A 23,067-nucleotide genomic window follows, 5' to 3' on the forward strand; every position below is an offset into this window, starting at 1 on the left:
GTTAAAGAGTTTGTTTGGTATAATTGTATTAAGGGTGCAACGCCAAAGGGGCGCAACCCTTTAGCGTTAATTTACCGCCCAGAAGGGAGGTGAGCATAATGCTAACAAAAATTATCCTTATAATTATACTCTTAACACTTTGCTATGTCAAGGCTTATTGAGTATCCCCTGCTTTTGCAGGGTTTAGGATAATCCCTTTGGCTTTTACCAAACAAACTTTTAACTAAACTCTATCTCCTTTCTATAATTTTATTTTCTTTTTAATTAGTAGGCTTTCTTGTTAAATTCTCAAGATTGCTTTCAATCTTTTCTTGTATTTTTATAGAATCAGCTTGTATTTTATCTACATCAATACTTCCAACAATATCAGCAATAAATTCACTTAAATCTATTTCACTAAAATCTAACTTTTGAAATTCTTCTGGAGTAAATCCTCTACAATCAGGACTTTTTGGAGAACCCCAACCTCTTCCAATTTGTGGGCGTCCTTGCTCATTAAATATTCTTGCTAATTTTGAATTAAAACAACAATGTGTTTTTTTATGCTGAATGCAAGCTATGAATTTAATTTTTTTAGAGCAATATTCACCAACTTCTACACATCTATTTTGCTTATTGAGTTTTGCTATCTTTTTTTCATCTTCTTTACAAGGTACAAGCCCTATAAATACTTTATCTTTATCACAGCAACCACCCCCAGTTAAGCCAAAAAATTTGTCTTTAGAGCGACATCTATTATCTTTTTTATTAAAATAAAAATTTGTCCTCTATAAGAACCATCATCTTCCCAACCATTATTATTTTCATCATTAATACCAACTTGAGCATCTTCATCTTCGATATGGCTAGTGCTTTTTTAAAACACAACTATTACATTTAAAATAGTTATTGTTTTAAACATACAATATCTTTACTAACTTCTAAAACTATCTAAAGCATAGCATTTATATTTTATTTTACAGTATAAACAGGACATAAAATAAAATATTTAATATAGCATAATGTAGAATTATAGATATTAGAAAAATTTAAATGGTAATGATTTTAAAAAATGTTTATAGCTTTGAAAAAATAGCTAAAATTATACTAGGGGTTAAATCTTTAAAATAAGATTTAATCTACTTTAGCAATTCATATAATAGCAAATATTCTATTTTTGAAATTGTTTCTTGAATATATTTAAACACTTGCTCTTCATTAGTCAGGCAGTATTTTCTTTGTTAGAATTTAAATCCACAATATTCTTTCCTTGAAATTCACACTCTAAAAATTTTAATATATCACCTATTTAGCAAAACAATATCACTTTTTTACACATTTTTTACAATAAAATACAAAGTATGTGCAAAAGTATGTGCAAATGAAAAAATATTTCATTAAAGTATGGATATTTAGGAGTTTGGTTGGTAAATTACATGGCGACCTCGGGCACCATTTTTCTTAGATTTAGACTATACTAACCAAAATATAATCCATTTATAAAACTTAAAAACTATAAAATACAAAAAATTAAATTTACATATCAAATTTAACAAGAAGTGTTATAATATTTTTTATTATCATTTCTTTTTTTAAATCAAATACACACAAATAACAAAAATTATATAAAGTTTTATATTGAATTATACATTGACAAAAAAAGATAAAATATTTTATTATGAATTAAATTTAAAGAATCAAAACTTATTTAACACTTTTTTAAAAATAATGAAAAATAGTATTTTTAAAATAGAAAAAATTCAAGAAAATAATTTCACCGTAAGCGGAGATAAATTTACTTGTATTTATGAAAATAGTAAAAATATCATAATGACAGAATCTATCTTTGAAATAATTGCAAATTTATCTTAGATGATTTTTTAATCTTTACCAACAAACTAAAGCAGATAATAAAACAATAAATGAAACTAAATAAAACTACACACCTAAGACGCAAGATCTTATAGATCGATTTAGTTATTTTAATATATCTCAAACTTTAGATGTACAATCTTTAAAAATCAATACACAAGATATGTTTGAATTTGCACAACAAATAAATGCTATGAGAAATTATTATGAAGATAAATTTGAACAAAGTGACAAAATGGATTCAGAGCAAAAAGCTGTAAAAAAATTATCAAGAAAAAATTATACAAAAAGCCTTAAGAGATGTCTTAGATATCACTCAAGAAGAATTTGAAAAAATCTCTTTAAATAATACAAAAAAAGCACAAGATTATATCGATGATACCTTGGAGATTGAACTTTTAAAATATGCTGATATGTTTATCAATCATAAATTAGATGGTGATATTTACACATGTATAATTAAACCTTTACTTGAAGAAGAAACAAAAAATCAAATAAGTTTTATACAATCTAAATCTTTTAATAACATCAATTCTAAAGAATATTTTTTCAATTTAATAAAAGCTAGTGCGAAAGTGACATTCAAGCAAGCTCAAAAAAGTATAACAATGCAAAATTTATTATTCTTTGCAAGCACAGCTTTGTGAAATTTATAACCAAAATAATCAAAATTATAAACTAGAGAGCGAAGAAATATTTAAATTTATAGAATCTTTACCTAACTATATAATTTTTAATAAAACAAATATGGCTCTACAAGCAATCCAAACAACATAATGAAAAGAACATATTAGCCAACTTGATGATATTGAATGTTTATGATGAGTGGTAAAAAGAAGAATGTATGGAACTTTTTGTGTTAGATTGCACATATAAATCTCCAAAACTTTTAGCTTATAAAAGAATTGGTGTAAATTTAAGCGATGAGGAGATAAAAAAGAAAGAAAAAGAACTCATAGTAACAAAAAATTTAATTTTAATGCTATAAAAGCTTACAAAATTAAAAAGAGAAATGATTTTTTTAAACAGATCTTAAAAGAAGAATTAGCTCCACCACAAGAACACTAATATACTATAAATTTAAATTCTATTGAAGAAAAATACATAAAAGAAATTTTAAATTTAGATGAAAAAATAAATATTACAAATTTTCATATAAATATTATCAATTCTTCATTTAACAAAATTATCCAAAAACTTTGTGGTGATTTTTTAGCATTAGATGATGTTTTAGAACAAAGCAAAATACACGACTTAATTCACAATGATTTTATTGAAATTTTAATGCAAAAAAATGTTAGCAAAAAAACTTTGAAAAAATAAATATTTGTGTTTTTGAACATATTTTTAACACTAAAGAGTACGATTTTTATTGTAATTTAGAAGATGAGAAAAAACAAAATTTTGCCTTAAAAATATATTAAAATCTTTTCAAGACTTTACTAAAATGTGATGTGAGTATCATTAAAAAACACTTAGAAAAACTACAAACTCTAAAAGAATTTTATATCTTAATACAAAAATTAAATCTTGAAAATTCTAATCAAAATTTAAATTATTATGAAAATCAAACATACCACACAAAAGACTATATAAAAATTCAATTAAAAAATTTAAATAAAATCACAAATTTGCAAGAATTTTTATACAAAAATACAAATCTTCTTATGAAAAAGAAGAATTTTTGCAAAATTATGATTTTAAAGATTGGCAGTATACCGATGGTGAAAATTTTGTATATGATAGACAATGCATTAATGAAAATTCCATAAGTTTTTTAAAAGCAAATAAAAAATTTCAAGAACCAAAAATACGCTTACTATGTTTTACACAATTTAGATCAAACAATAACATAGAAAGCCAAGCAGAAAAATATTTGATTATTTAATGTTAGGAGAATCTCTTTTTGGTTTAGATAATGTATTAAATTTATTAAATATCATTAAACACAAAGAATATTGTGATGCCTTAAAAACCAAGAGATAACTCATGGATTAATTTACAGACGAATGATAGACATAAAAGAGTTGGCAAATTATCTAAAAACAGAAGAAATTAAAATATTATATTTATGCAAAATAACGATGAGTACTTTAACTCCTTAAGCAAAGCTTTGAAAATATCAAATTTAAAAGTAAATTTTGATTTTAAATTAAATTTAGATAATAATTTACAAATTTTTATACTAGAAAACAAAGAGAATAAAAATTTAAAATCAGCTATTATGTTTGGAGATAGCATAGAGAAAGAATATATTTTAGATTTTATAGAAAAAGAGCAGTTTAACTAAAACTCTCTTCGTTTATTTTTTGATTTAAAAAAGATCATTATGGCCTATATAGATAATAGAAGCGAGGAAGAGGATTTTAACATTAATGAAAATATAGAATTTAAATCCAATTTTGATGAAAAATTCTTTGACTATGTTTAGTTTTGTAAAAAAATCTTACAATAATCTTTTCATATGCAAAAAAAATAATATAAAGTATATTATTTTTTTGCATAGATATGTATCAATCAAATTTAGAAAAGAATTTTACTTGCATGAGTTCTTTTATAAATAAATGCTTTCCACTAAGTGTAAAGGAAATTAAGCAAATTTCCTTTTGAAAGATAGATATAAATTTTTACTAAACGTATAAAATTTTATATTTCATCTTGTTTAAAATCTCAACCTTTACATTTTTGAGCTATCACATCCATAGCTTCTTGTGAGAGAACAAAATTTGTGTGATAAAGCAAGCAACTACCCATATCAAGTACTTTTAACACAAGTTTTTTGTTGTTGGTATCTTTTGGATTATGCCTTGTATTAGCTAAATCATAAATTTCATACACCATATCTTTGCTAAGTTTGTTAATGTCAAGTTCTATGATATTTTCTTCAAATTTCATAGGTTCTTGTGTAAATTCTTCTTTGTTCTCCTTTTTTGCAAAACTTTTTCTTTTACTAAAAGATTTTAACTCATTTTCTTTTGCTTCTTCTAGAGTATAAATTTCATTTAAACTAAAGCTTAAGTCATTATCATTATTTTTATATCTTAGCAAAAAAGCAAAGGCCTCATCCTTACTTTCCTTAAAAAGCGCTTCAACTTTTTCTACTTGGGCTTCAAAAACTATCATATCAAAAGAAGAATAAAAGTCTAAAATCACAGCTTTAGCATATCTTTTACCGCTTTTACTCATCATCGATTTAAAATCTTCAATCTTTCCTACAACTAAAAGCTCACCTTCGCCTTTAAGTGTTTCAAAATCCATACTTTTAAAATACTCTATGCCTTCTATTTGACTTGCGAATTTATCTAAAGGATGTCCTGATACATAAATTCCTAAAATTTCTTTTTCATAGCCTAGTTTTTCCATTATTTCAAATTCAATTTTACTATCATGAAGCCCTACTTTAATATCTGCAGCTATTTCTTCTTCTCCAAAAAGCGAAGTAGTAGAGTTTCTTTTAACCTCAGCGATTTTTCTACTTGTTTCTGAAATAAGCTCAAGATTATCTACTAAACATTTTCTAGTATAACCAAACTCATCAAAAGCACCTGATTTAGCTAAATTTTCTATGGTTTTTTTATTAATCTTAGTAGGATCAATAGAGCTTATAAAATCATCAAAATCACTAAAACCTTCTTCTTTGCGAATAGCCATGATATTTTCTATCGCAGGAATTCCCACGCTTTTAATCGCTCCAAGCCCATAAATAATAGCTTCAGAACCATCTTCAAGCTTAGTTGCACTAAATTCTCTTTGAGCTTTGTTAATGCTTGGTGGTAAAAGCTTGATATTCATTCTTTTCATTTCTTCTATGTATTTTGCGACCTTATCTACATTGCTCTCTTCACTTGTTAAAAGCGCGGCCATAAACTCACTTGGATAGTAAGTCTTTAAATACGCTGTTTGAAAGGTTATAAGTGCATAGGCAGCTGAGTGAGATTTATTAAAACCATATTCAGCAAATTTCAAAATAAGCTCAAACAAATCATCAGCCTTTTTCTCATCATAGCCTTGTTTTTTAGCACCTTCTAAATACTCTGCCTTAAGATTGTCCAAAATTTCTCTTTTTTTCTTACCCATGGCACGGCGTACATTATCAGCACCACCTAAAGAAAAACCACCGATTTTTTGTACTATTTGCATAACCTGCTCTTGATAAACTATAACCCCATAAGTGTTTTCAAGTATAGGTTTTAAGTCTTCAAACGCATAAGTAGCAGCCTTTCTACCATGTTTGATATCGATAAAATCATCCACCATCCCACTATCAAGTGGTCCTGGTCTATATAAAGCTAAAACTGCTATCAAGTCTTCAAACCTCTCAGGCTTTAACCTAGCATTCAAACTCTGCATACCACCTGATTCTATTTGGAAAATGCCCAAGGTATTACCACTTTGTATGGTTTTATAAACCTTAGGATCATTCATATTGACTTTTTCCCAAACCACGTCTTTACCATAACGCTTTTTAACCAATTTAATTGCATTATTAATAACAGTTAAAGTTTTAAGACCTAAAAAATCAAATTTAATTAAATCCACATCTTCAAGATATTCTTTAGAATACTGCGTTACTAAATGACGTTCATCGTTTTTACTTTGTCTAAAAAGCGGTGCTTTATTCCACAATGCTTCATTAGATATCACCACTCCAGCTGCGTGCATACCAGCATTTCTATTTAATCCTTCTAACGCCTTAGCAAAATCCCAAACTTGATGTCCTTTTGGATGAGAATTTACAAATTCAGCGATTTTTGGCTCTTGCTCATAAGCTTTTTCTAGTGTTATTTTTAGCTCTTCGGGAACTAATTTTGCCAAAGCATCCGCATCAGGTATACTCATATCACAAACCCTAGCCACATCACGAATCACTCCTTTTGCCAAAAGCTTACCAAAGGTAATGACTTGTGCAACCTTTTCGGCTCCGTATTTATCGATCACATAATCAATCACTTCCCCTCTTCTATCTTGACAAAAATCCACATCAATATCGGGCATTGATACACGCTCAGGATTTAAAAATCTCTCAAAAAGAAGATTATAAGGTATAGGATCTAAATCTGTAATTTTCAAACAATACGAAACCAAACTCCCCGCAGCACTCCCACGCCCTGGTCCAACTGGTATATCTTTTTCCTTAGCTGCGGCGATAAAATCATGAACGATAAGCATATAACCTGAAAATTTCATATTTTTAATAATACTAATTTCTAAATCAAGCCTATCTTTATACTCTTGATGCTTACTCTCATCGATAAATTGAAGTCTTTCTTCTAAGCCCTTTTTGCAAAGATATTCAAAGACTATATCATCATTATCAAAGCTAAATTCTTGATCTTCTTGACTTAAACTTAAGCCATATTTTTTCGCATATTCACGGGTAAATTTAAAATTTGGTGGAGTAGGATCGCCTAGTTTTAATTCTAGATTGCATTTATTAGCTATTTCTTGAGTATTTTCAATAGCTTCTGGAATATCTGCAAAAAGCTCACTCATTTGTTCTGGCGTTTTTACATAAAATTCATGCACTTCATGTCTTAAACGCCCCGGATCATCAAGCTTAACCCCCATAGCTATACACATAAACACTTCATGCGCGGCTGCTCTTTCTTTAAAAGTATAGTGCGTATCATTGGTTGCGATGATTTTTATATCAAGCTCTTTAGCAAGTTTAATGATAGAATCATCGATAAATTTTTGATCATCAATACCATGACGCATGATCTCAAGGTAAAAATCATCTCCAAAAACCTTTTTATACCAAAGTGCAGCTTCTTTTGCACCTTCATAGCCTTTTGCGCCAAATTTTAAATTTCTTTCATTTTTGGTATTTAAATGCCAATTAACTTCACCTTGTAAACAAGCTGATGAACAAATCAAGCCTTCGCTATGAGCCTCTAAAAGCTTTTTATTAATCCTTGGGTAATAATACAAACCATGTATATAGCTTTGCGAGCTTAAATACATCAAATTTTTATAGCCAATTTCATTTTTAGCAAATAAGCAAATATGAAAACGCTGTCTTGAACTTTTATCACTTAAATCATCGTGATTATGTAAATATGCTTCAAGTCCTATGATAGGTTTAATCCCTTCAGATCTCATCGTTTTATAAAAATCAATAGCTCCAAACATATTCCCATGATCAGTCATAGCAACACTAGTTGCACCTTGAGCTTTTAGCGTTTTAGCAAGCTCTTTGAGTTTATTTGCTCCATCAAGTAAAGAATATTCTGTATGTAAATGTAAATGTGTAAATTGGCTCATATTTTCCCTTGTATTTTTTTATTATTATAAAAAAAAACCTTAAATTTAAAACTTACAAGTATAAAAAATGTATAATAGCTTACTTTCAAAAAAGGAGTAAAAAATGGAAGTAAAAATTTATTATTGTAATCTTTGAAATTACAAACCACAAGCTGCAAGGGTTGCAGAAGAAATACAAAATGAATTCAAAGATGCGCAAATTTCTACCATAGAAAAAGGTGGTGGTCATTTTATAGTAGAAGTAGATGGTAAAATCATTTACTCTAAAAAAGACTTATTTAATTGTGAAATAGATAGATTTCCTCATGAGGGTGAAATCACCAAGCTTATGAAGCAAATGTAAGCTAAACCCTCATTAGCGAGGGTTTATTTTGTCAAAGGAACAAGCATACCTTCATAAAGTTTTTGATAAATTTCTTCTGAGCATAAATGCTTAGCAAGCTCCAAACCAAACAAAATAGCTGTAGCAGGTCCAGCTGCTGTGATGACATTTTCATTTACCACAACTGCTTTATTTACTCTTGTGCCTTCAATACCTACTTCACAGCCAGGATAACAAGAAAACTCTCCATTGATCACCCCTGCTTTTGCCAACACTATAGGCGAAGCACAAATAGCAGCTACGATTTTTTTCTTAGCATGTAAATCTTGTATGATTTTTATGATAGTTGGATTATTTTTTAGATTCATCATACCTTCAAATCCACCTGCCAAAGCAATTGCGTCTAAATTTTCTCGATCAACACTAGCTAAACTCATATCAGCCCTTATGCAAATTCCATTAGCTCCTTGTACTAAAAGCTCATCATCTAATGAAACTATAGTCACTTCTAATTTCCCGCCAATTATAACCGCTCTTTTTAAAACATCAGCTATACCTATAAATTCAGCCTCTTCAAAACCCTTTGCCAAAGGCACTAAAACTTTTTTCATTTTTCCTCCTTTTAATCAATAAATCTTTTATTTAACTCATGAAAATACTCTATGCGTCTATCACGTAAAAACGGCCACCATCTACGCACATTTTCACATCTTTGCATATTTATTTCAATGATTTTACAAAGCTCTTGTTTATCATCAGCCCTAAAAAGCTCTTCACCTTGTGGACCAAAGACAAAAGAATTCCCCCAAAATCTTATGCCATCTTCCACACCGCTTTCATCTTTTTCAAAACCCACTCTATTAATAGCTACTACAGGTAAGCCATTAGCTATAGCATGACCTCTTTGCACACCTATCCAAGCTTCAAGTTGTCTTTGTTTTTCTTCTTTTTCATCCTTATCAAACCAACCTATAGCAGTAGGATAAATCAAAATTTGAGCCCCTTTTAAAGCCATTAACCTAGCAGCTTCAGGATACCATTGATCCCAACATATTAAAACTCCAAGCTTTCCAATACTTGTTTGTATAGGTTCAAAACCCAAATCACCTGGAGTAAAATAAAATTTTTCATAAAAACAAGGATCATCAGGTATATGCATTTTGCGGTATTTACCTGCTATGGAGCCATCTTTTTCAAATACCACACTAGTATTATGATAAAGCCCTGCACTTCTTTTTTCAAATAAAGAAGTTACCAAAACAACTTTATTTTCCCTAGATACATTAGACCAAAATTTAACATCTTCTTCATAGTCATTAGCTAAATCAAAAAAGTTTGTATTTTCACTTTGGCAAAAATACTGCGTTTGATGAAGTTCCTGCAAGCATACAAGCTCAGCCTTTTCTTTTGCTGCTTGTTTGATAAGTTCGCATGTTTTTTCTATAGTTTTTTCTTTATTTTGTTTAAATTCTTGCTGTATGAGTGCTAATTTCATTTTTACTCCTTTCTTCCTCTGAATCATCATAAGGATCTAAGTGTATATGGATATTCCAAAAATCATCTTTAAAATGCTCCCTTATACTATCTTCAATCTCATCACCGATTTTATGAGCTTTTAAAAGTGATATTGTAGGTTCAAAAACTAAATGCACACTAACATAAAGTATATCAGGGCTTTTTCTAGTTTTTAAATGATGAAAGCTTTTGACTTCTTTATTTGCACTTATAATTTGCTTAATCATTTCAACCTGTTCTTTATCAATAGCTACATCTAATAAAATTTTAGAACTTTCTTTAATGATTTTAAAAGCAGAAAAAATCGTATATAAACTTATAGCTATACCAAATAAACCATCAATAAAATGATAATTTGTAAAAGCAATAATCACAAGTGCTAAAAGTGTTAGAGCATTAGTTAAAAAGTCTATTTTATAGTGCAAGCTATCAGCTTTTATAATCAAGCTTTTTGTTTTTTTAGCAACATAGTTTAAAAAAACCACCAAACACAAAGTCACAGCCATAGCAAAAGCCATGACAAAAATTCCAAGATCAAGTTTTTCTACGCTTTCTTGATTGTGAATTTTCAAAACACTCTCATAGAAAATATAAACCCCAATCCCACTAATAATAAGACCTTCAAAAAGCCCCATTAATGCTTCAATTTTACTAAGGCCAAAATTATATTCTTTACTAGAGCCTTGAGAGCTTTTTTTCAAAGCTAGAAAATTTAAACCCGAAATCACACAATCAAGCAAAGAATCAATCGCACTAGAAAGTACCGCAACAGAACCTGAAGCTAAACCTACTATAAATTTAACAATAGCTAAAAAAATAGCACATACACTTGCGATGATGGTTGCACTTTTTTGCAAATTCATCTTTGACCTTCATAGCGGTTTTGACAAGAACAATGCAAAGAACCATTTTGTCTTAAAAACACTCTTGCATCAACCCCTACTACTTTTCTATCTTTGCATGTTTTTTGTAAATTTTCTAATACCAAAGCATCGTTTTCATCATTATAAGTTGGCACTATCAAGCCACCATTAACAAAAACAAAATTTGCATAAGTAGCACCAAGTCTTTTACCTTCAAAATATAAAGGCTTAGGTAAAGGAAGTTCTAATAAATCAAATCCTGTTTTTTTAAGCTCCTCTTCCATAGCTTTTAAGGGTTTATAATGCTCATCGTTTTCATCTTTACATATACAATAAGCAATGGTTTTTTCATTGATAAATCTTGCTAGAGTATCTATGTGATGATCAGTATCATCGCCTTTTATATAACCATGATTTAACCATATAATTTGTTTTAAGCCAAAAATTTCTTTTAACTTGGCTTCAATTTGCTCTTTATTTAAATGTGAATTTCTATTTTCATTTAACAAACAAGCACTCGTTGTAAGCATTACTCCTTGCCCATTAAAATCAATACTCCCACCTTCTAAGATAAGATCAATTTTTTCTAATTTTCCAGATAATTTTTGCGCAAAAAGCTTTGAATTTACCGCATTATCTAAAGTGCTTTGAAATTTATCTCCCCAAGCATTAAAAATAAAATCAAGCCCTATAATTTTTTCATCTTCACGCACATCAATTGCACCAAAATCTCTAATCCAAGTATCATTAGTATCACATTTAAAAAAATCAACGTTTTTTATATGTTTAAACCTTTGAAAGTCTTTTTCACTTGGTGCTATAAGTAAAACTTTTTGAAAATTTGCCACAGCTTTAACAAATTCTTCATAGCTTTGCAAAATCTCTTCTAAATAAGGCTTCCAATCGCTATTTATATGAGGCAAGGAAAGTAAAAGTAGCTCTTGTTCTTGCCATTCTGCTATGCTTTTTCTCATTTTGATACCCTTTTTGATAATTAAAAAAGTATTTTAACATTTTTAATGATAGTTTTTTACTCTTTTTTTAAAACCCAAGCAAAATACCATATCGCAAAAGATAAAAGCAAAATCATAAAAAGCTTTTTATCATACACCCCAAAACCTATATAAAGCACAGAATACATAAAACCAAAACTTCCCGCATAAATACAAATTCTACTCATTAAACCATTTTCCACCGCTCTAAAACATGGGCATTTGTGAAAAAATTTCTTTTTTGCTTCTTTGGGTTTAAAAAAACTCAAAACCGCACTTAAAATCAGCAAAAAACTTAAAAAATATAAAACCTTATCCATTAGTGAAAATACCTTAACCAAGCAGGAATTGCTTTTTGTTCTTCTTTTAGAGTGCTTTCTTCCCCATGCCCTGGAAAAAGTTTAAAATCTTTTTCATAAGCTAAAACTTTCAATAAACTCTCTTTCATCTTAGTTGCATCTGAATAAGGAAAGTCCCATCTACCAATACTACGGTAAAATAAAAAATCCCCACTAAAAAGCACATCTTCACCCACAAGTTCTATCATACAACACCCTGGAGTATGCCCTGGGAAATGATGAAATTTAAACTTAAACTCATCTACACTAAATTCATTTTCATTTTCTATTAACACATCAGCATTTGAATGCTCAAAACCATAATTAAAAGGATCTTTTAACATAAAAGCATCATCTTTATGGATAAAAAGTGGAATTTCATAAGCCTTTTTAACTTTAGCATTATCATAAACATGATCATAATGACCATGAGTATTTAAAATAGCCAAAGGTTTACTTGCGTTTTCTTTGATAAATTTATAAGCATTTTCACCTGGATCGATGATGATTTGCTTGTTTTTATGATCTATGATATAACAATTTGTCTCATACATTCCACATGGTTGTTTTAAAATACGCATATAAACTTCCTTTTAACTAAATCAAATATAATTTTAAAAAATTAATATTTAAAGATTTTTTATGAATTATACAAAATTACAAGAATTATTGATCAATTTTATAAAAGAACAAGCAGGATATAAAAATCTCATCTTAGGCTTAAGTGGTGGGATAGATTCAGCTTTAGTAGCTCATCTTTGCAAAAAAGCAGTGGGCGAAAAACTTTTTGTGCTTTTAATGCCTACAAAACATTCTAAAAAAGAAAATTTAGATGATGCATTAATGCTTTGTGAGTATTTGCAAATTCACCATAAGATCATTTATATTGATGAAGTACTTTGTGCTTATGAAAAAATTTGTCAAGACTTAAACCCTTTACGTTTTGGAAATTTAGCTGCAAGAGTGCGTATGAGTTTACTTTATGATTATTCAGCCTTGCATAATGCTTTGGTAGTAGGCACTTCTAATAAAAGTGAACTTATGCTTGGTTATGGGACTATTTATGGAGATTTAGCTTGTGCTTTTAATCCTTTAGCTACACTTTATAAAAGTGAAGTTTTTGAATTTGCTAAATTTATAGGCGTGCATGAAAATTTCATCAAAAAAGCTCCTAGTGCTGATCTTTGGCCAAATCAAAGCGATGAAAAAGATCTTGGCTATAAATATGAAGTTTTAGATGAAGTTTTAAAAGCTTTAGAAAATAATCAAAGCTTGGAAAAATTTGATGAGAATTTAAAAAATTTAGTCTTAGAGCGTGTGCAAAATAATGCCTTTAAAAGAAAACTTCCAACAACATTAAAGAATACATATGACTTGGCTTGATCGCTATTTTTTTAAACCTAATTTTTTGCAAAAAACTCTAGCCTTTTTGCTTTTGCCTTTTAGCTTTTTATATATGATTATAGCTATTTTAAATACTAAATTTAAAAAAGAACTTGATTTTAATTTACCCATTATAAGCATAGGTAATCTAACACTAGGAGGCAATGGAAAAACTCCTATTTGCAAAGCCATAGCAGCTGAGTTTGAAAATTGTTTTATCATCTTAAGAGGCTATAAAAGACAAAGTAAAGGTTTAATCGTCGTTAAAAATAAAAATGAAATTTTATGTAGTATTAAAGAAAGTGGCGATGAAGCTATGGAATATGCACTTACAAAGCATATTAGCGGAGTTATAGTTAGTGAAGACAGAGTTAAAGGAATACACAAAGCTATCGAACTTGGAGCAAAAATCATACTTTTAGATGATGCTTTTTCTAAATTTCATATTAAAAAACTTAATATTTTATTGCAAAGTAAAGATGAGCCATTTTTTGATTTTACCCTACCTAGCGGGGCTTATCGTTTGCCAAAATCTTTTGCTAAAAAAGCTGATTTTATAGCTAAAGAAAATGAAGACTTTGTGCGTTATTCTCATGTAAAAGAAAATCAAAAAGCGGTTTTAATAAGCTCTATTGCAAAGCCTTTTAGATTATATGAGCATTTTATCAAAGCTAGGGCTTGTTATTTTTTTGCCGATCATTATACTTTTCAAAAAGAAGAATTAGAAAAACTTTTAAAAAAACACAACTGCGATACCTTAATGCTAACCTTTAAAGACTATGTAAAAGTAAAAGACTTTGGTTTTAAAACCGAGCTTATTCATCTTGATATTATTTTAAAAGATAACTTTAAGCAAGTTTTGCAAAATTATATTGATAAATTTAACAAAAAGGAAGAAAATGTTGCTACACTCAACCCAAGATAAAAACCATCAAGTAAGCTTTTCAAAGGCCTTGCTTAGCCCTAGTGCACCTAATAATGCTTTATACGCTCCACTTAATCTACCAAAGCTTGACAATGAAGCTTTAAAAAATTTAAACTACAAAGAATTAGCTTTGAAAATCATCGCGGCTTTTGATTTTGATTTAGAGCTTGAAGTTTTTGAAAATGCTTTGAAAACTTATGAGAATTTTGATGATAAAACCTGCCCTATTTGTTTAAGAAAAATTAATGATAAGCTTTATATTAATGAATTATTCCATGGGCCAACAAGAGCTTTTAAAGACATGGCCTTACAGCCTTTTGGCGTACTTTTGGAATACTTAAAAAAAGATGATGATTTTTTAATCATGTGTGCTACAAGTGGTGATACAGGACCTGCTACACTAAAAAGCTTTGAAAATAAAAAAGGTATAAAGGTAGTTTGCATTTACCCAAATGAAGGTACAAGTAAAACTCAAGCTTTGCAAATGACACACTCAAATGCAAGTAATTTAAAATCAATAGCCATTGAAGGTAATTTTGATGATGCACAAAATGCTCTAAAAACACTTTTAAATGATGAGGATTTTAAAAATACTTTAAAAGAAGAAAAGCTAAGTCTAAGTGCTGCAAATTCAGTCAATTTTGGAAGAATACTTTTTCAAATCATCTATCATTATTATGCTAGTTTGAAAATTGACAAAACAATAGACATCATCGTTCCAAGTGGAAATTTTGGTGATGCTTTAGGAGCTTATTATGCTAAAAAAATGGGAGCAAATATAGGTAAAATTAAAATTGCTTCCAATTCAAACAATATCTTAAGTGAGTTTTTTAATACAGGCAAATATGATTTAAGAAATAAAAGCTTGCAAAAAACTATTTCTCCTGCTATGGATATACTCATATCATCAAATATAGAAAGATTGCTTTTTGATAAATTTAAATATGAACGTACCAAAGAACTAATGCAAACTTTAACAAATGAGAAATATTATGAGCTTAGCCAAAAAGAACTAGAGCTTTTACAAGAAGACTTTGAAGCTGATTTTTGCAATGATGATTTATGTATGCAATATATCAAACAATACAGCCACTTAGGACTTTTAGATCCTCACACTTGTACTTGCTTTAAAATGCTTGATCCTAACACCACTACACTCATCACTTCCACAGCACAATGGAGTAAATTTACACCAAGTATGTATCAAGCAATTTATGATAAAGAATGTCAAGATGAACAAGCTTGCATGCAAAAACTTGCAAAAGAATTTAACCAAGAAATTCATCCAAATATTGCAAACTTATTTACAAGTACGCAAAAGCAAAATCAAGTTTGCAAGCTTGAAAATCTAAAACAAACTATTATAGAATGGATAAAACAATGATAATCATACCAGCAAGATTAAAATCAAGTCGTTTTGAAAATAAAATTTTATGCGAAATTCATAATTTACCAATGTTTATTTATACAGCTAAAAAAATGCAAGAAGTTGATGAAGTGTGTGTGGCGCTTGATGATGAAGAGGTTTTAAAAATAGCACAAAAACACAATATAAAAGCAGTTTTAACAAGTAAAAATCATGAAAGTGGCACTGATAGGATCAACGAGGCTTGTCAAATTTTAAACCTAAATGAAAATGAACTTATCATTAATGTTCAAGCTGATGAGCCTTTTATAGAAACACAAAATATCAAAAAATTTAAAGAATTTAGCCAAAAATCTTTTGAAGATGAGCTTTGTTTTATGAGTAGTTGTTATAAAGAAGTAGATGCAAAAGCTTGCGATGATCCAAATTTGGTTAAAGTAGTTACTGATAGTAATGATTATGCTTTATATTTTTCAAGATCTAAAATTCCTTATGAAAGAGCAAATTATAAACAAAATTTCAAAGCTCACCTTGGAATTTATGCATATAGAGTTAAAAATTTACAAGAATTTTGTACTTTGAAAAACTCAGCCCTTGAAGAATGCGAAAAACTAGAGCAATTAAGAGCCTTAGAAAATGGCAAAAAAATCAAAATGCTAAAAATACAAAGTCAAAGCATAGGTATAGATACAAAAGAAGATTACAAAAGGGCTTTAGCTAAATTTGGATCATTTTAAAATTTACCAAGCAAACATTAATGATTTAGAAGATGTATTAATATTAGCAAGTTTATTATTTAATAAACCCATTGTAAAATTAAAGCATGAATTTGAAAATATATTAAAAGATCAAAAATATGCTGTATTTTTACTTAAAATACAACAATTGTGCATAGGTTTAGCTTATGTTAGTATAAGATATGATTATGTAGAAGGTAGCTCTAATACTCCCGTAGGATATTTAGAAGGAATTTACATTAGAGAAAATTTTAGAAAAAAATATTATGCAAAAAAATTACTGACATATTGCGAACAATGGATTTTAAACCAAAAAATTAGTGAATTTGCTAGTGATTGCGAATTACAAAATGTTGATAGTTTTAATTTTCATATTCAATGTGGCTTCAAAGAAGCTAATAAAATTATTTGTTTTATAAAAAAACTAAATTAAGGAAAAAACATGAAAAAAATTATTTTACTGTTTGCGTTGTTTTTTACACTCAATGCAAAAGAATTAATCGTGGGTATGGAGTTGGCTTATCCTCCTTTTGAAATGAGTGATACTAAAGGTAATCCAAGTGGCATTAGCGTAGAGTTTTTACAAGCCTTTGCTGAAGAAAAAAACTATGATTTAAAAATTCAAAACATAGCTTGGGATGGGCTTATACCTGCTTTAAAAACTCAAAAAATAGATCTAATTATGTCTTCTATGAGTATAAGTGAGCAAAGAAAAAAAGTAATAGATTTCACTATACCTTATGCTAAGGCAAATTTAGCAATATTAAGTGCTAAAAAATCAAATATTAATTCCATAGAAGATTTAAACCAAAAAGGAAAAATCCTTGCTTTAAAAAGAGGGTCAAGTGCACATTTGTATGCTCAAAAAAACCTTAAAAATGCAAAAATCTTAGTATTTGATAAAGAAAACGCAGCTATTTTGGAAGTCATTCAAGCTAAAGCTGATGCTTTTATTTATGATCAGATGAGTATTTATAAGGCATGGAAAAAACATCCTGAACAAACCAAAGCTATTTTCACTCCTTTTGAAAAAACTCCTGAACAATGGGCTATAGCTTTAAATAAAAACAATACCAAACTAAAAGAAGAGCTCAATGAATTTATTTTAAAATCTAAAGAAAATGGCTTTTTTGACAAACTAAGTCAAAAATATCTAAAAGATATAAAAGAAGTTTTTAAAGAACAAAACCTTGAGTTTTTCTTTTAAGAAAAACTCTTTTCAAGCTTTCTTGAAAACATGGAAATGGGTAAAGTTAAAACTAAATAACAAAGTGCTAAAGGAATGTAAATTTCTAAAGTAGAAAAGGTAAAAGCATTGATTTCTTGAGCATTTTGAGTTAGCTCTGAAATGGCTATCACACTCAAGAGCGAGCTATCTTTGATTAAATTACTAAATTGCCCACTTAAAGGTGCTAAGATATTTTTTAAAGCTTGGGGAAAAATTACACTTTTATAAATTTCAAATTCACTCAAGCCCAAAGCCTTAGCACTTTCATATTGTATTTTATTTACACTTAAAATTCCTGCTCTAAATATCTCACAAATATAAGCACTAGCAAATAAAGCTAAAATCAAAACTCCACAAACATAACGATTATCAAGTCCTAAATTATCAGCAAAAATATAATAAATCAATAAAATTTGTACAAGTAAAGGTGTTCCTCTAATAAGCTCTATAAAAATCCTTGCAAACATGTTAAAAAGCACAATTTTACAAAGACTCATATAGCATAAAATCAACGCAAAAATTACACCCACAACCAAAGATAAAATACTAATAAGGAAAGTTACAAAAAAACCTTGCACCATTTTATCTTTATATTCAAAAATAGCTCTAAAATCAAAATTATAGCTAGCACTTAAAAAAGATAAATAAAAAAATAAAAATAATAAAAATGCCAATAAAAATGCATTGATTATAAATATCTTTAGACTGATTTTTTTACGCTCGTTGAATTTACAATGCATTATAAAAAGATGGTTCAATTTTATCCTTTATTGTTTATCAAATTTTTTAAGTTTTTCATCATTTAAACTAAGCTCCATTTTACGAATTTCTTCCTCGCCACTACGTACTAAATTTTTGTCATATTTAAAGTATTTGTTTTTAATTTTATTTGGATATTTCAAAATATTTAATAAATATTTAAATAAATTTATTCTTGCCTTCTTCTTATTATCTGAATTGATGATCACCCAAGGACATTTTGGGGTATTTGATGCCAAAAGCATAGAATATTTTGCTAGAGTATATTTATCCCATAATTCTTGTGATTTCTCATCAACAGGAGAAAGTTTATATTGCTTAAGAGGATCTTTTCTTCTTTGCTCAAAACGCCTTTTTTGTTCCTGTTTAGAGACAGAAAAATAAAACTTGAAAAATAAAATCCCACTATCAAGTAACATTTCTTCAAAAGAAGCTACTTCGCGTAGGAATTTTTTGTGCTCATTTGGAGTACAAAACCCCATAACAGGTTCAACTCCTGCTCTATTATACCAAGATCTATCAAAAATTACTATTTCACCAGCAGCGGGCAAATGTGTCACGTAACGCTGAAAGTACCACTGAGTTTTTTCTACATCGCTTGGTTTTTCAAGTGCTACCACGCGACAACCTCTAGGATTTAAATGTTCAATTAATCTTTTAATAGCACCACCTTTTCCTGCAGCATCACGTCCTTCGATTAAAATTAAAACTTTTAAACCTTTATCTTTAACATAGTTTTGAAATTTTAAAAGTTCAATTTGTAATCTTTTAAGCTCGCTTTCATACTCAAGAGTTGATTTTTTTATCTTGATGAGAGTAAATTTTTTATCCATCGTAAACCTCTTAATTTAGGATAATTATTAACTTAAATTTACCACAAATAAGTAAAATATCATATTATTTATTTTATTTTTGAGGAAAAAATGCGTTTTTTAATAGTATTTTTATTTTTTTTTAATTTCATTTTTGCCAATAATGGAGTTTTATCACTCAACGAAGCCTTCAAGCTTAATTCTTATAGTAATAACCAAGGAATTTTTTTAAAAATTAATCTTGCAGATAGAATTTATCTTTATAAAGATCAAATCAAAGTGGAATTAGACTCAAACGATATCACTTCTTTATTAAATTTTCCACCAACTCAAACTAGAGAAGATAAAGAGGTAATTTTTAGCCAACTTGAACTTTTTATACCTCAATTATTATTAAATGATTTTGTTAAAAACAACAAAGCAAAACTTTCCTTAACTTATCAAGGTTGCTCAGAAGAAGGTTTATGTTATCGCCCTGTATATGTAAACTATAAGCTAAATAAACAGAATGGAATTTATACTATAAACTCAACTAAAGATCAGTTTAAAAATCAAAATGAAGATGAGCAAATTGCTAATGATTTAAGCACGCAAAATATATTCATCACTCTTTTAACTTTTTTTGGCTATGGATTGTTGCTAGCACTTACTCCTTGTATTTTACCGATGATTCCTATTCTTTCTTCATTAATTGCTATGAAGCTTAAAGATAAACCATCTAAAAAACATAGCTTTTATTTATCTTTTATCTATGTCTTTTTTATGTCTTTAGCTTATGCTATAGCAGGAGCTTTGGTAGGACTTGCAGGAGCTAACGTGCAGGGTTTATTACAACAGCCTTGGATTATCATTACTTTTGCTAGTATTTTTATACTACTCTCGCTTTCTATGTTTGGACTTTATGAATTACAACTTCCACTTAAATTTCAAAATTTTATTAATAAAAAAATAGAAGGTAAAAACGGTGTTTTTGGCGTAGCCATCATGGGATTTTTATCAGCTCTTATTGTAGGACCTTGCGTGGCTGCACCTTTAGCAGGAGCCTTGCTTTACATTACAAACAGCGGAGATGTCTTTTTAGGAGGACTTTCATTATTTGCAATGAGTTTTGGTATGGGCGTGCCTTTACTTTTAATAGGACTTGGAGGAAGCTTTTTAAAAAGTGGAGCTTGGATGCTTAAAGTAAAAATTTTCTTTGGTTTTATCATGCTCATCATGGCAGTTTGGATGCTAGAAAGAATACTTAGTGCAAATATCGTTTTAATACTTTATGGTGTTATAGGGGTATTTTTTGCTAGTTTTATGGGTTTATTTGATGAAGCAAAAACTAATTTTGATAAATTTAAAAAAGCAAGTATGATTTTAGTTTTAGCTTATAGTTTAAGTCTAATTTTAGGTGGCTCAATGGGTTCAAAAAGCTTGCTAAAACCTCTTGAGTTTAATCTTGCTATAAAAGAAAATGGTCCTAGTTTAAATTTTAAAACAATTAAAAATTTAAAAGAACTTGAACAAGAATTACAAAATTCAACCAAACCCATCATGCTTGAATTTACAGCCACTTGGTGTGAGAACTGTAAACTTTTAGAAGAATATACTTTTAAAGACATTAAGGTAAAAAATTTACTTGCTAACTACACCCTTTTAAAAGCAGATATAACACACAATACCCAAGAAGATTTAGCCCTTATGAAAGAATTTGGAGTTTTTGGACCTCCTGTAATAATATTTTTTGATAAAAGTGAAGAAAAAGGACGTATTATAGGCTATGTAGATGCAAATGATTTTTTAAATAAAGTTCCCCGATGAGTTCCATTAAATCTTTACAAATTGGCAAAATCAAAAATTACAACACATTTCATTCAGCTTTTATTAAAGATATCTATTTAAATTCTTTACAAATCTATGTAGATCGTATTCTTGATAACGAAATAGCTGATAAAATTCATCATGGAAATTTGGAAAAAGTTGTTTTTGCAAATAGTGTTCAAAATTATACTTTATGGAATAATTATTTAAACAAATACTTAAATTTTGGAGAAATGGGAGAAAATTTAAGTATTGAAGGTTTAGATGAAAATAAAGTTTGCTGTGGAGATATACATGAAATCGGTACTTGTATTTTACAAGTAAGTCAACCACGCAAACCTTGTTTCAAGATTTCTAGCATACATAAGTACTCAAATTTTACTCAAGAAATTTTTAAAAGTGGAAAAACAGGCTGGTACTATAGAGTTTTAAAAGAAGGAATAATAAATAAAAATGAGAAAATCAAAATTTTACAAAAAGATAAAACCGACTTAAGTATTATGGAATTAAATCAATTATTTTTCAATCCTTTTGAAAATTTAAACTCTTTAGAAAAATTAGAAAAAATTTCCACCCTAGCAAAAGGATGGAAAGAAAGTATTTATGCTAGATTAAATCATACTTATGATAATTCTTACATGTTTATTTAAAAAAACCTTTAATTCCTATAAGCTGATATTGCCATAGCTTTTCTATAAAAATTTTGAGTTTAATTGCTAAAAATCCACTTATAGGTTTATGTAAAACCGTGCCAACTGCATAATCATTTCCAATAGAGCAAACTGTATTTCCACTAATAAAAGAAAATTCTTGTTTGAATTCATTTTCATCAACCATAGCCATTAAAGCTTTTGCCACATAAGCTCCTTCTCTTAACGCAAGTTGAGCAGTTGGAGGATAAGGGGTGTTGGTTTTAGGATTTTTAAACAAACTATTATCACCTATAAAAAAATATTTTGATGCGTTTTCTGCATTTAAAGGATGCATAAAAGCATCAACTTCTATACGTGATCTTACGCTAGGAAAATCTGTACTATTTTCTATAACACCACTACCTCTAACTCCTGCAGTCCAAATGATGGTATTAGCTTTAATAAATTCTCCTCCATCAAGTCTTATGCCATTTTTTTCACATTCTATAATTTTAGATTTTTCATATACTTTTACACCAAGTGCTTCCAATCTTTGCTTTGCCTTTAAAGCTAAGTTTTTATCAAACATTGGTAAAATTTGATCCATAGCTTCAATAATAGAAAGTTCTAATTTTTCATAAGCAATTTGCTCTTTTTGACAAAAGATTTTAAGCTCTTTAGCCAAAGAAGCTATAAATTCAACCCCACTTAAACCTCCACCGCAAACTATGATTTTTAAATCATCTTCATTATGAGTTATTTTATAATTATTTATCTTTTCATATATGATTTCATTAACTTTTAAAGCATTTTCATAATTATCTATACTCAAAGCATATTCTTGCATACCCTTAATACCAAAAGTTTCTTTAGTAAAACCAAGTCCACATACTAAAATATCAAAACCAAATTCATTATTTTTAGTAAATACTTTATCTTTAGAAATTTTTAAAACTTCATCTTGAATGAAATTAACTTTTGAGTTTAATAAAGGCAAAAGATTATATTTTGAACTATCAATATCTTCATTAGAAGCCACTTTGTGTAATAAAATAGTATGATAATGATAAGAATTATTATTAATTAAACTAACTTGTGTTTTATCAAAAAACTCATCAGGTAAAGCTTTTATGGCCGATAAAGTAGCATAACCGGCTCCTAAAAATAAAATTTTCTTCTTTTGCATGGATTTTCCTTTAATTTGATAAAAAAATAAATAAAAATTTGGCATAATGGTATTATTTTTTATCTTAAAATATTTTTTATTTAATTTT

The 23,067-nt window shown here is 28.5% G+C and carries 24 protein-coding genes and 1 pseudogene; 14 read left to right on the plus strand and 11 right to left on the minus strand.

Going from position 1 to position 23,067, the window contains the following annotated elements; translation table 11 throughout:
- Positions 1 to 260: 260 nt before the first annotated feature.
- Positions 261 to 692 (minus strand): annotated as a pseudogene (gene traN, locus CORN_RS04810) (conjugal transfer protein TraN); the annotation flags it as partial.
- 925 nt (positions 693 to 1,617) lie between these two features.
- Here traN and CORN_RS04815 point away from each other — a divergent pair.
- The 5 genes from CORN_RS04815 (at position 1,618) to CORN_RS04835 (ending at position 4,141) form a co-directional block, all read left to right on the plus strand.
- Positions 1,618 to 1,851: a hypothetical protein gene (locus CORN_RS04815; protein ID WP_066006551.1), complete on the plus strand. Its 234-nt coding sequence runs from the start codon at positions 1,618 to 1,620 to the stop codon at positions 1,849 to 1,851.
- 383 nt (positions 1,852 to 2,234) lie between these two features.
- Positions 2,235 to 2,498 (plus strand): hypothetical protein, encoded by a 264-nt coding sequence (locus CORN_RS04820; protein ID WP_066006549.1) that lies wholly within the window; start codon positions 2,235 to 2,237, stop codon positions 2,496 to 2,498.
- 197 nt (positions 2,499 to 2,695) lie between these two features.
- The gene (locus CORN_RS04825) at positions 2,696 to 2,839 is read left to right on the plus strand and encodes a hypothetical protein (RefSeq protein WP_158005119.1); all 144 of its coding nucleotides are present in this window, start codon (positions 2,696 to 2,698) and stop codon (positions 2,837 to 2,839) included.
- A gap of 696 nt (positions 2,840 to 3,535) precedes the next feature.
- Positions 3,536 to 3,739 (plus strand): hypothetical protein, encoded by a 204-nt coding sequence (locus CORN_RS04830; RefSeq protein ID WP_066006547.1) that lies wholly within the window; start codon positions 3,536 to 3,538, stop codon positions 3,737 to 3,739.
- Positions 3,740 to 3,964: 225 nt separating this feature from the next.
- A complete protein-coding gene (locus CORN_RS04835; protein ID WP_158005118.1) occupies positions 3,965 to 4,141 on the plus strand; it encodes a hypothetical protein in 177 nt (58 codons plus the stop codon).
- A gap of 380 nt (positions 4,142 to 4,521) precedes the next feature.
- Here CORN_RS04835 and dnaE read toward each other — a convergent pair whose 3' ends face one another.
- Positions 4,522 to 8,115: a DNA polymerase III subunit alpha gene (gene dnaE, locus CORN_RS04840; RefSeq protein WP_066006540.1), complete on the minus strand. Its 3,594-nt coding sequence runs from the start codon at positions 8,113 to 8,115 to the stop codon at positions 4,522 to 4,524.
- Positions 8,116 to 8,218: 103 nt separating this feature from the next.
- On the opposite strand from dnaE, the gene CORN_RS08545 reads away from it, so the two are divergent.
- Positions 8,219 to 8,458, plus strand: a complete 240-nt coding sequence (locus CORN_RS08545) for a SelT/SelW/SelH family (seleno)protein (protein WP_280642205.1) — start codon at positions 8,219 to 8,221, stop codon at positions 8,456 to 8,458.
- Positions 8,459 to 8,481: 23 nt separating this feature from the next.
- Here CORN_RS08545 and CORN_RS04850 read toward each other — a convergent pair whose 3' ends face one another.
- Genes CORN_RS04850 through CORN_RS04875 form a run of 6 tightly spaced genes read right to left on the minus strand, consistent with a single transcriptional unit; the run spans position 8,482 to position 12,726 of the window.
- Positions 8,482 to 9,048, minus strand: a complete 567-nt coding sequence (locus CORN_RS04850; protein WP_066006538.1) for a DJ-1 family glyoxalase III — start codon at positions 9,046 to 9,048, stop codon at positions 8,482 to 8,484.
- A gap of 11 nt (positions 9,049 to 9,059) precedes the next feature.
- Positions 9,060 to 9,932, minus strand: a complete 873-nt coding sequence (locus CORN_RS04855; protein ID WP_066006537.1) for an N-carbamoylputrescine amidohydrolase — start codon at positions 9,930 to 9,932, stop codon at positions 9,060 to 9,062.
- Positions 9,901 to 10,815 carry a cation diffusion facilitator family transporter gene (locus CORN_RS04860; RefSeq protein ID WP_066006536.1) on the minus strand — a complete coding sequence of 305 codons (915 nt, stop codon included), beginning with the start codon at positions 10,813 to 10,815 and terminating at the stop codon, positions 9,901 to 9,903. The genes CORN_RS04855 and CORN_RS04860 overlap by 32 nt, the downstream gene beginning before the upstream one ends.
- On the minus strand, positions 10,812 to 11,789 hold the full coding sequence (locus tag CORN_RS04865; protein ID WP_066006535.1) for an agmatine deiminase family protein: 978 nt from the start codon (positions 11,787 to 11,789) through the stop codon (positions 10,812 to 10,814). Before CORN_RS04865 ends, CORN_RS04860 begins: the two co-directional genes overlap by 4 nt.
- Before the next feature lie 56 nt (positions 11,790 to 11,845).
- A complete protein-coding gene (locus tag CORN_RS04870) occupies positions 11,846 to 12,127 on the minus strand; it encodes a hypothetical protein (RefSeq protein WP_012661606.1) in 282 nt (93 codons plus the stop codon).
- On the minus strand, positions 12,127 to 12,726 hold the full coding sequence (locus tag CORN_RS04875) for an MBL fold metallo-hydrolase (protein WP_066006530.1): 600 nt from the start codon (positions 12,724 to 12,726) through the stop codon (positions 12,127 to 12,129). Before CORN_RS04875 ends, CORN_RS04870 begins: the two co-directional genes overlap by 1 nt.
- Before the next feature lie 61 nt (positions 12,727 to 12,787).
- Between CORN_RS04875 and CORN_RS04880 the strand changes: the two genes are divergently transcribed.
- From CORN_RS04880 to CORN_RS04905, 6 genes are read left to right on the plus strand one after another with little or no spacing between them, the layout of a single operon-like run.
- Positions 12,788 to 13,528 (plus strand): NAD+ synthase, encoded by a 741-nt coding sequence (locus CORN_RS04880; RefSeq protein ID WP_066006528.1) that lies wholly within the window; start codon positions 12,788 to 12,790, stop codon positions 13,526 to 13,528.
- Positions 13,515 to 14,453, plus strand: coding sequence for a tetraacyldisaccharide 4'-kinase (locus CORN_RS04885; RefSeq protein ID WP_066006526.1), 939 nt, complete (start codon positions 13,515 to 13,517; stop codon positions 14,451 to 14,453). Before CORN_RS04880 ends, CORN_RS04885 begins: the two co-directional genes overlap by 14 nt.
- Positions 14,428 to 15,837 (plus strand): threonine synthase, encoded by a 1,410-nt coding sequence (gene thrC / locus CORN_RS04890; protein WP_066006524.1) that lies wholly within the window; start codon positions 14,428 to 14,430, stop codon positions 15,835 to 15,837. Before CORN_RS04885 ends, thrC begins: the two co-directional genes overlap by 26 nt.
- A complete protein-coding gene (gene kdsB / locus CORN_RS04895) occupies positions 15,834 to 16,556 on the plus strand; it encodes a 3-deoxy-manno-octulosonate cytidylyltransferase (RefSeq protein ID WP_066006522.1) in 723 nt (240 codons plus the stop codon). Before thrC ends, kdsB begins: the two co-directional genes overlap by 4 nt.
- Positions 16,543 to 16,989, plus strand: a complete 447-nt coding sequence (gene aac(6') / locus CORN_RS04900) for an aminoglycoside 6'-N-acetyltransferase (protein ID WP_094750257.1) — start codon at positions 16,543 to 16,545, stop codon at positions 16,987 to 16,989. Before kdsB ends, aac(6') begins: the two co-directional genes overlap by 14 nt.
- A gap of 9 nt (positions 16,990 to 16,998) precedes the next feature.
- Positions 16,999 to 17,763, plus strand: coding sequence for a transporter substrate-binding domain-containing protein (locus CORN_RS04905; RefSeq protein WP_066006518.1), 765 nt, complete (start codon positions 16,999 to 17,001; stop codon positions 17,761 to 17,763).
- Here CORN_RS04905 and CORN_RS04910 read toward each other — a convergent pair.
- Both CORN_RS04910 and ppk2 read right to left on the minus strand, forming a co-directional pair.
- Positions 17,760 to 18,524 (minus strand): amino acid ABC transporter permease, encoded by a 765-nt coding sequence (locus CORN_RS04910; RefSeq protein ID WP_066006557.1) that lies wholly within the window; start codon positions 18,522 to 18,524, stop codon positions 17,760 to 17,762. The two genes, CORN_RS04905 and CORN_RS04910, sit on opposite strands and share 4 nt — an antisense overlap.
- A gap of 27 nt (positions 18,525 to 18,551) precedes the next feature.
- On the minus strand, positions 18,552 to 19,376 hold the full coding sequence (gene ppk2, locus CORN_RS04915) for a polyphosphate kinase 2 (RefSeq protein WP_066006517.1): 825 nt from the start codon (positions 19,374 to 19,376) through the stop codon (positions 18,552 to 18,554).
- Between the two features lie 90 nt (positions 19,377 to 19,466).
- Between ppk2 and dsbD the strand changes: the two genes are divergently transcribed.
- Together dsbD and CORN_RS04925 are read left to right on the plus strand one after the other, a co-directional pair.
- Positions 19,467 to 21,161, plus strand: a complete 1,695-nt coding sequence (gene dsbD, locus CORN_RS04920; RefSeq protein ID WP_066006516.1) for a protein-disulfide reductase DsbD — start codon at positions 19,467 to 19,469, stop codon at positions 21,159 to 21,161.
- On the plus strand, positions 21,158 to 21,811 hold the full coding sequence (locus CORN_RS04925) for an MOSC domain-containing protein (protein WP_066006515.1): 654 nt from the start codon (positions 21,158 to 21,160) through the stop codon (positions 21,809 to 21,811). The genes dsbD and CORN_RS04925 overlap by 4 nt, the downstream gene beginning before the upstream one ends.
- Here the strand turns inward: CORN_RS04925 and CORN_RS04930 are convergent.
- The gene (locus tag CORN_RS04930) at positions 21,804 to 22,979 is read right to left on the minus strand and encodes an NAD(P)/FAD-dependent oxidoreductase (protein ID WP_066006555.1); all 1,176 of its coding nucleotides are present in this window, start codon (positions 22,977 to 22,979) and stop codon (positions 21,804 to 21,806) included. The two genes, CORN_RS04925 and CORN_RS04930, sit on opposite strands and share 8 nt — an antisense overlap.
- Positions 22,980 to 23,067 lie beyond the last annotated feature (88 nt).

The sequence above is a fragment of the Campylobacter ornithocola genome, assembly GCF_013201605.1.
Taxonomy (GTDB): domain Bacteria; phylum Campylobacterota; class Campylobacteria; order Campylobacterales; family Campylobacteraceae; genus Campylobacter_D; species Campylobacter_D ornithocola.